Consider the following 7,946-nt stretch of genomic DNA (forward strand, 5'->3'; position numbering starts at 1 on the left):
CGGTCATGGAGGCGGAGACCTTGGAGTGGAGCACGTGCTCGCTTCCATCTTCGAGCCAGATCTCGCCGTGCACCAGCGAGGTGTCCGCACCGGAGGTTGACTCGTGGAAGGGCCACGCGAACTTGCTGAAGCTCAACGGCAGACCGCCGAGAGTGAGATAGCAGTCCGGGCGCGTGCTCTTGAGACGCTTTGCCGCCTCGGCGAGATACTCTCTTACGACGCCAGCCAGCTCTGCCTTGCTGAAGTCGAAGGAGGAGCTCAACTCGAGGACCTGCGTCTTTGAGTTGTCGGACGCGAGGCCGAGGGTAAACCGCGTGGTGGATGCGCCGGTAAAGTCCTTGCCTTCGACGCTCGAAACCACTACCAGACCGGCTGCCTGTGCTGCCGCAACGATCTGTCCTGCCAAAACTGTCTGTGTTTCAATACTCATCTGCCCGTGTCATCCTTTATCTTTCGACGATCCTGACTATTTTACGACTCCGCGCCGCGGTGCTTTGAAGGGGGACCCCCAGGGGTACCTTTGCCGTAAGTCTAATGATTGCAGGGAGATGCGCTGTACTCTCGGCGCATAATATTGCATTCAAATGAGTTATAGTCAAAATATTGCATTGGAAGGAGTTAGTTCAGCATGGCCTGATCGTGGCCCTCCAACTCTTCCTTCTGCCGTCTTATGTCTTAATTGTAATGAATGGCGGGAAACTAATTTGCAGTTTTGCCGGATTTATTTTCTTCGGCAACTTCTTTGTATAGTTATATTTAGCGAACGTCTTCGATTCAAGGGTACTTGACAGGTATTTCAGGGAGCCGATAAAAGGCTCCATCGGCTATGGACGATCAACTCTCTTCCACATCCCGGCTCGAAGCCTTCTCCGACGGCGTCATCGCGGTGATCATCACCATCATGGTGCTGGAGCTGAAGGTTCCAGCGCAGCACGGCATTGCCGGGTTTCTCTCCATTCTGCCGACGCTGGCGGTCTACTTCATCTCGTTCAGCTTTACGGCGATCTACTGGGTGAATCATCACCACCTGGTGCATCGCATCAAGCAGGCAGACCAGCGCGTGCTCTATGCCAACCTCGGCTTCCTGTTCTGTTTGTCGCTGCTGCCGTTCTTTACCTCGTACGTGCTGGAGAAGGAGAGCGACTCGTTCTCGATCGCGCTGTATGCCGCCTCCATGGTGATCACGGGCTTCAGCTTTCTGCTGCTGCGACTGGCCATCGAGCGCAGAATGCGAGTGGCGGGGACCTTTCACCCGCTGGATGCCGCGATTCAGCGGAAACACCAGTTGAGCCTGGGACTTTATGGGCTGGCGATGCCGCTGGCCTACTACCATCCTTCGCTGGCGCTGGCCGATATCGCGCTGGTCACGCTGATCTGGATCATCCCGACCGCTGGAGCGAAGGCCCACGTAGACGACAACCGCTAGATTGCGGCTGAATTCAAAGAAAAGACCATTGGCTCGTTTTCGTTAATCCGGATTTGCTACATTGGCCGTAACAATTTTGAGGTGCCTCCCATGCCGCGCTTTCGTGCTGCTGTCATTCCCCTTCTCGTCGTGGCCCTGTTCGCGGTGCCGGTCGCGCACTCGCAGGACCTGCAGGCGCTCACCACTGCATCCCGGCAGCAGCTCGATGTGGTCAAAGTGCTGCTGACCCAGGAGGCGGCGTGGAACCGCGGCGACATCGACGCCTTTGTGCAGACCTATAAAGACGCGCCGGATACGTTGATGGTGACGCACCAGATCTCGCATGGCTTCGCCGGGTTGGTGGAGGAGTACAAGCACGACTACCCGACCAAGGCGGCCATGGGCACGCTCGCCTTCTCTGAACTAGAGGCGCGACCGCTCGATGCCAACTTTGCCATCGTGGTGGGCAAGTACCATCTGGAGCGCGCCAAGAAGGAGGGCGGCAACGCCGAAGGGGTCTTCAGCGTTGTGCTCGAAAAGACGGACAAGGGGTGGAAGATCGTGCTCGACCACACGACGTAAGAATATTTCGCCCAGAATTTATTTGGCCCAGGCCAGACCGTCCGCGCCCTTGCCGGTAGCGATGATGTTCTCGACCTTCCAGCCGACCAGATCGATGGCGGCGACGCGTCCGGTCGTATTGCAGGAGACGTAGGCTACTTTGCCGTCGGGACGCATCAGGACCTCCTGTGGCGCGCTGGGAACGTCGATGGTCTTGGCGACCTTCATGCTCTTGAGATCGACGACAGCTACCTTGCTCGCAGAAGGCATGGCCACCAGCAGCCAGCGGCCGTCCATCGTCGAGGCGGTTCCGTAGCCGACTGCGGGAAGTGCGATCCAGCTTCTAACCTTGTTCGACGCCGTGTCGATGACGGCCAGGCGGGGCTGCGTCTGATCGGCGGTGAACGCCATGGAGTCGTCACGCGAGACCGAGATGCGCTGCGTGTCTTTCGAGATGGGGATGACGGCCAGCGTCTTGCGCGCCTTCATGTCGAGCACGGAGACGGTTCCGGGGCCGACGTTGGCGGTGTAGCCGCGGGTGCCGTCGCTGGACAGAGCCAGCATGTGCGATTGCTCCTGCCCGGTGGGGATTTTGCCGACGATCTTGAGCGTGTTGGGATCGATGACGGTGACTGCGTTGTCGAGCTCCGTGGTGACGTAGAGCATGCCGCTGTTGGGGTCGTAGACGGCGCAGTGGGGCCGGACCTCGTGGCCGAAGTCGAGCTTGTTGACGATCTTGCGGCTGGCGATGTCGATGACCAGCATGGAGCGGCCGTTCAGCCCGGGCTTGCCGACGCCGGTGCTGCCGTAGATGGGCACATAGGCGAGCCGGCCATCGGGAGAGGTGGCTGCCTCGTGGCCGTGGATGCCGGGGGTGTTCTCGGCGACTGTGCCCAGTTGCGAGCCGGTAGCGGGGTTCACGATGCTGACGTTGGCTTCGCCCTGGTTCACTACGATCAACGCGGCGTGGCCGGGGGCTCCGGGACGGTTCTGGGCCAGGGCAGCGCCGGAAAACATGCTCAGGCAGACGCCGCCCGCTACAGTACAGGAAAATATGGTCTTCAGCATAGGCTGACGAGTATACGCAAAAGCACCGCCGTTCCTCTACTGGCCCTGAGCATCCGGTGCAGCGGGCGGCGGGGTCTTTCCCTCTGCGAGCAGCGCGGTATCGATCATGTGGAAGATGAAGTCGATGGGAACCGCTCCCTCGATTCTTGCTCCGTTGATGAAGAACGTAGGCGTGACCTGAACCTGGAGCCCCAGCCCCTGTTCGCGGGAGTGTTCGACCGACGCCGTATCCTGCTTTTGGATACAGGCGTTGAGCACGGTGGCATCGACGTGCTGCTGCGCTCCCGACTGGCGAACAATCTCGTCGAGTGAGTCGTTGACCTTGGCGAGACTTCTCTCCGTTCCGCCCAACTCGGCTGCGCGAGCATGAATGGTGTCGACTGCGTTCCAGTATCCGTTGGTACTTTGCGTGGCGAGACAGGAGACGTCGACGGTCGCTCGCAAGGCCCACGGATGCCCGGGACTGGGGAAGTCCAGATAGACGATTCGAACCTGATTTTTGTACCGGTCGAGGACTGCGGGAAAGAGCGTCGCGTTCAGGCGCGCGCAGAATGGGCACTCCAGGTCGTCGAAGACGACGATCGAGACCGGTGCGGACTCGGGGCCGCCGCGAGCGGGCCGGTTGCTTTCAGAGACCATGGTTCGTGGGTCGGCGCTGATATCGAACTGGTTGAACTGGACGAGCGATTTACCGTCGCGCGAAAGCAGAAACGGGATCGGCGCAGAGGTCGTTCCCGAGGAGGTGTAGGTGATAGAGACCTGATCGTATCCGGAAATTTTGCTGGGCATGCGAGGGCCGACGTGCACCTCGGCCCCCGCCGGAAGAGTCGCTTTGGAGCGGAAGAGGACTTCGACTCTCCAGGCCAGGTCAGGCGGCAGGTTCTTCTGGTTGCCGGTTGCGGCCTTGGCGCGGCCTGGCATCGCGCATACAAGTAACAGGACGCAGGCGGCGATAAAAAATGATCGGCGTACGTGGGACATACTGCCATGATTTCACGTGATGCGAAAACTGTTGATTTTGCTGCGGGAATTTGCGTAAACCACGCCGACTTATCCTGCCCTCAGCGTGAATTTTTCCATTACCGTAACATAGAAGACGTAGACGCCTGACATCCGCCATGACCTTGATGAAAAAGATCGCCGTCATCGCTTTCCTTTGTGTGTTGACCCTGGGAGTAACTGCAATTCTGGGTTGGGAGGTTATCCAACACCGCATCGCCCTCAACGAGCAGGCTCCCGATTTGATTCGCATCCATCAATCGGCAGACGACTTCCCTTTCCGCACTTTGGACGGGAAAGTAGAGCGGCTCTCTGAGATGAGAGGGAAGGTAGTCTTTGTTGACCTATGGGGAACCTGGTGCATTCAGTGTGTCGCTGAAATGCCTGCGGTGCAAAAGCTCTACAACCACTATCGCAATGACCCGAATGTCGCATTCCTGATCATCTCTCGGTTGGATTCGCCTGCGACCGTTCGCGCTTTCGCCCAACGCCACGGTTACGATCTTCCTTTTTACACAATGGATGACGGGGACATTCCTGTATCGATGCAACTGCATCAATTTCCGGCGACGTTTTTATACGCACGTGACGGAAGTCTCGCGGCCAGGCACACGGCAGCTGCAAACTGGTCAGCTCCACGTGTTACAGCATTTATCGATGGGCTCATAAACGAGCCGGAACGTCGATAGGTTCCGAGAATCGCGCTTAGGATCGGAGATATTCTGTGGATTCAAACTGAACCACGACCCACTAACCACACGCAAAACGCAGATTCCCTTCGGGAATGACAAACAAAGGAAGTTAGCTGCTGATGACTGCGCTCAGACGGTCATGACTTCTTTTTCTTTGGCCTTGAACAGCTCCTCGATGCGCTTGATCTCGGCGTCGGTCAACTGCTGAACCTCTTCGCTGGCGCGCTTCTCGTCGTCGGCGGAGATGAGCTTGTCCTTGGCTGCCTTCTTGATCTGGTCGTTGCCGTCGCGGCGGATACTGCGGATGGCCGTCTTGTGGTCTTCGAGGGTCTTATTCAACTGCTTGACCACGTCTTTGCGCCGCTCCTCGGTCATGGGAGGCACAGGCACGCGGATGATCTTGCCGTCGGACATGGGGTTCAGCCCGGTGCCTGAGGTGCGGATGGCCTTCTCGATGGCCGACACCATGCCCAAGTCGTAGGGCGAGACGAGGATCAACGTCGGCTCGGGGGTGCTGACCTGGCCCATCTGGGCGATCGGGGTGTCGGTGCCGTAGTAGTCCACCCGGATCTGGTCGAGCATGTGCACGTTCGCCCGCCCGGTACGCGCCGAGAGCAGGTTTGCCCGGAAGTCTTCGACCGACTTCTCCATCCGCGTCTTCAACTCCTGGTGTGTCGCCTTCAATGCCTCGATATTCGCCATTGCCGATGCCATAAACCTTGTCCTCATGCGCGGATGCGCCAAAGCAAATTCTACTGGAAAGCGGCCGCCTCCCGGCGTGGCGAGGACTGCTTTTGCTGCAAAAGCGAGCGATTCGTGGTTTTTCCCTTACTTTTTAGCGGTTCGAAATCGCGCGGCGCAGCGGCAACCGGCTGCGCCCGTTCCCTTTTGACGCAGCGGAATATCGTCTGACACTATTACTCCCATGGAATCATCGTCTGCTTACCGGGGATAGGCTATGCTTTTGGGCAGAGACACTGTGTTGCTTTCTTCGATTCCATCGCATCTGCCGCTAGACCTCCGCTTCCCACGCAACGTTGCCGCCATTGCGATTGGCACCGCTGCCGTGGCTGGCATTGCCTGGTACGCGCTGCGGCGCCCGCGGCCAAGCGCGGAAGAGATTGAGCGGGAGCGCCGCGACTTGCTCGCCCGCATCGGCAGAATCACCGACGGCAGCATCACCGATGCGCCGCTGCAGCAGGATGGCTCGAGCGCGGAGCCGCTGGTCATCGTCTATAACTACCGCATCGCTGGCGTCTCCTACGAGTGCGCTCAGGACGTGACTTACCTCGCCGAGCACGTTCGCGACGTTCGCGCCGACCTGCCCATCCAGGTGCGCTACGACATGCACAACCCCGGCAACAGCATCGTCGTCTCGGAATCATGGAGCGGCCTGCGGCTCAGTCCGCATCCGCATGATTCTGAGATCGCCTGACCGGCAGGGCTGTGACAGACTAGTTGGGCGACGGCTGGCTGATCTGATCGATGGCCAGGGTCTCGACCGTGCCTTTGGCGGGCTGCAGTTTAAGGCCGAGTTGCTCTTTGAGAACAGTGAACAGCGAAGGGTTGGCGGAGTCTGGTGTCTCCTCGGGAGACCATGCGATCTGAAAGTCGAAGTCGCCTTTCAGGTCGGTGTGGTCCTCAACCGGACGGCAAGCCTGGCGGCGAAGCCCGGCGGCAATGTCAGGCATCGACATCTTCGACACCTTGATCTCACTCCTTAAGCCGTTGGAGTTGCTGCTCATGTTGGGCTCCGACCCCGGCCCGCTTGGCTTCAGGGCGGGCCCGAGTCTGCCCGGCTTATCGACCTCCAGCCAGTAGACGGGACCTTCCTTTTGCTCGCGATGAAATTTGAACTGGAAGCGGTCTTCGAGCAGGGAGAGGATCAGTTGCTGGAACTGCTGCGGGGTCTTGATCTCGGCGTGATCGACGGTGGTGCCGTTGATGTCGAAGATCTCGCTGTCGATCCAGCCCGGCGCGCCTGACATGCGGTTGCTGTCGATGCCGAAGGCGATGCGGATAAGGGTGCGGACGTTGGTGGCGGTGGCGACGAAGTGTCCGCCGGGAAGCACGCGGCGGTCAGAGGGTTCGTCACCGGCAAACTTGCGCGGGTGGATGGAGACGACCTCAAATCGTGGGGGCGGCTGGGTGACCGCGGTTGAAGATGGAGTCGCTGGTTGCGCCTGGGCAGAGAGGCCTAGCGGCGCCATGGCGAGCGGAAGCAGGAGGGTGATCGAACGACCGATGCGATATGCCTTTGCCGGCGACGTTGTCATCCTCTCTGCTACGGAGAGCCGCGGGCAAAAGTTCAGCAATCACCTGGGCAATCGTCCGCGGCTGATCGTTCTCGCGAAATTTCACGATTCTCTGTTCAATTCCGGACATGCTTTTGCGAACCCGGACACCTTGCCGGTCGAGCGAGATCGGGCCATGGAACTGACAGCGCATGTTTTGAATCACTTGGCTGGCTGACGCTTTGGCGCTTCACGTGCCAATAGCCTTACGGCACGATTAGATTTGGCGCCATGGCTCCTTCTGAGGTGAACGATGACATTCTCGCAGGATCTGCGTTACGCATTCCGTCAACTGCGCAAGGCGCCCGGCTTTACCTTGACCGCAGTATTGACGCTGGCGCTGGGCATTGGAGCCAACATTGCCATCTTCACCCTGGTTCATGCGGTGCTGCTGAAACCTCTGCCTATCCCAAATCCGCAGCAGCTTTATCGCATCGGCGACGGCAATCTCTGCTGCGAGTGGGGCGGCCTTCAGGACTCGTGGAGCATCTTCGACTACCCGTTCTATCGACACCTGACGGAAAACTCCCCCGCGTTTGAGCAGATCGCAGCCTTCTCCGGCAGTCGGTATGCCATGAGCCTCCGTCGCGCCGGCTCGAATGCAGCCGCTCAAAACACGAAGAGCGAGTTCGTCTCGGGCAACTACTTCTCTACCTTTGGGGTGCAGCCGAGCGCAGGCAGGTTGCTTAATTCCTCCGATGATCGACCGGAGGCACCTGCCGTCGCGGTGATGAGCTACCGCATGTGGCGACAGACCTATGCCTCCGACCCATCCGTCATTGGCTCGACTTTTACCTTCAATGGCTTGCCGGTCACCGTGGTGGGCATTGCCGCTCCGCAGTTCTTTGGCGACCGGCTGGAGAGCGATCCAGCCAACTTATGGATCCCGCTGCATCAGGAACCAGTCTTCGAGGAGCAGGGAGATAC

The 7,946-nt window shown here is 59.2% G+C and carries 9 protein-coding genes and 1 pseudogene; 5 read left to right on the forward strand and 5 right to left on the reverse strand.

From position 1 onward, the window contains the following. A pseudogene (locus VMU57_RS03740) lies at window positions 1-430 on the reverse strand (hypothetical protein); the annotation flags it as partial. A 396-nt stretch (window positions 431-826) separates the two neighbouring features. On the opposite strand from VMU57_RS03740, the gene VMU57_RS03745 reads away from it, so the two are divergent. Both VMU57_RS03745 and VMU57_RS03750 read left to right on the forward strand, forming a co-directional pair. Next, the gene (locus VMU57_RS03745; protein ID WP_325380919.1) at window positions 827-1,426 is read left to right on the forward strand and encodes a TMEM175 family protein; all 600 of its coding nucleotides are present in this window, start codon (window positions 827-829) and stop codon (window positions 1,424-1,426) included. A gap of 90 nt (window positions 1,427-1,516) precedes the next feature. Then, window positions 1,517-1,987: a nuclear transport factor 2 family protein gene (locus VMU57_RS03750; protein WP_325380921.1), complete on the forward strand. Its 471-nt coding sequence runs from the start codon at window positions 1,517-1,519 to the stop codon at window positions 1,985-1,987. Window positions 1,988-2,005: 18 nt separating this feature from the next. Here the strand turns inward: VMU57_RS03750 and VMU57_RS03755 are convergent, their stop codons facing one another. Together VMU57_RS03755 and VMU57_RS03760 are read right to left on the reverse strand one after the other, a co-directional pair. After that, the gene (locus tag VMU57_RS03755; protein WP_325380923.1) at window positions 2,006-3,034 is read right to left on the reverse strand and encodes a beta-propeller fold lactonase family protein; all 1,029 of its coding nucleotides are present in this window, start codon (window positions 3,032-3,034) and stop codon (window positions 2,006-2,008) included. A gap of 36 nt (window positions 3,035-3,070) precedes the next feature. Beyond that, a complete protein-coding gene (locus VMU57_RS03760) occupies window positions 3,071-4,015 on the reverse strand; it encodes a DsbA family protein (protein WP_325380925.1) in 945 nt (314 codons plus the stop codon). 146 nt (window positions 4,016-4,161) lie between these two features. Here VMU57_RS03760 and VMU57_RS03765 point away from each other — a divergent pair, with 146 nt between their 5' ends. Continuing rightward, window positions 4,162-4,722: a TlpA disulfide reductase family protein gene (locus tag VMU57_RS03765; protein ID WP_325380927.1), complete on the forward strand. Its 561-nt coding sequence runs from the start codon at window positions 4,162-4,164 to the stop codon at window positions 4,720-4,722. Between the two features lie 132 nt (window positions 4,723-4,854). On the opposite strand, the gene frr is transcribed toward VMU57_RS03765, so the two are convergent. Continuing rightward, a complete protein-coding gene (gene frr / locus VMU57_RS03770) occupies window positions 4,855-5,439 on the reverse strand; it encodes a ribosome recycling factor (RefSeq protein WP_325380929.1) in 585 nt (194 codons plus the stop codon). A gap of 244 nt (window positions 5,440-5,683) precedes the next feature. Here frr and VMU57_RS03775 point away from each other — a divergent pair, with 244 nt between their 5' ends. Continuing rightward, on the forward strand, window positions 5,684-6,160 hold the full coding sequence (locus VMU57_RS03775; RefSeq protein WP_325380931.1) for a hypothetical protein: 477 nt from the start codon (window positions 5,684-5,686) through the stop codon (window positions 6,158-6,160). A 19-nt stretch (window positions 6,161-6,179) separates the two neighbouring features. Here VMU57_RS03775 and VMU57_RS03780 read toward each other — a convergent pair whose 3' ends face one another. Beyond that, complete coding sequence (locus VMU57_RS03780; protein ID WP_325380933.1) at window positions 6,180-7,001, reverse strand: TIGR03435 family protein; 822 nt, start codon at window positions 6,999-7,001, stop codon at window positions 6,180-6,182. A gap of 271 nt (window positions 7,002-7,272) precedes the next feature. Here VMU57_RS03780 and VMU57_RS03785 point away from each other — a divergent pair. Beyond that, window positions 7,273-7,946, forward strand: a 674-nt coding sequence (locus VMU57_RS03785; protein WP_325380935.1) for an ABC transporter permease, incomplete at its 3' end; no start/stop codon positions are given.

This window comes from Edaphobacter sp. (assembly GCF_035532915.1).
Lineage (GTDB): Bacteria > Acidobacteriota > Terriglobia > Terriglobales > Acidobacteriaceae > Edaphobacter.

What these genes read in the sequence shown, in the direction of transcription:
- VMU57_RS03745 (WP_325380919.1), top strand. Translation starts at nt 827, where the DNA reads ATGGACGATCAACTCTCTTCCACATCCCGGCTCGAAGCCTTCTCCGAC.
- VMU57_RS03750 (WP_325380921.1), top strand. Translation starts at nt 1,517, where the DNA reads ATGCCGCGCTTTCGTGCTGCTGTCATTCCCCTTCTCGTCGTGGCCCTG.
- VMU57_RS03755 (WP_325380923.1), bottom strand. Translation starts at nt 3,034, where the DNA reads ATGCTGAAGACCATATTTTCCTGTACTGTAGCGGGCGGCGTCTGCCTG.
- VMU57_RS03760 (WP_325380925.1), bottom strand. Translation starts at nt 4,015, where the DNA reads ATGTCCCACGTACGCCGATCATTTTTTATCGCCGCCTGCGTCCTGTTA.
- VMU57_RS03765 (WP_325380927.1), top strand. Translation starts at nt 4,162, where the DNA reads ATGAAAAAGATCGCCGTCATCGCTTTCCTTTGTGTGTTGACCCTGGGA.
- frr (WP_325380929.1), bottom strand. Translation starts at nt 5,439, where the DNA reads ATGGCATCGGCAATGGCGAATATCGAGGCATTGAAGGCGACACACCAG.
- VMU57_RS03775 (WP_325380931.1), top strand. Translation starts at nt 5,684, where the DNA reads ATGCTTTTGGGCAGAGACACTGTGTTGCTTTCTTCGATTCCATCGCAT.
- VMU57_RS03780 (WP_325380933.1), bottom strand. Translation starts at nt 7,001, where the DNA reads ATGACAACGTCGCCGGCAAAGGCATATCGCATCGGTCGTTCGATCACC.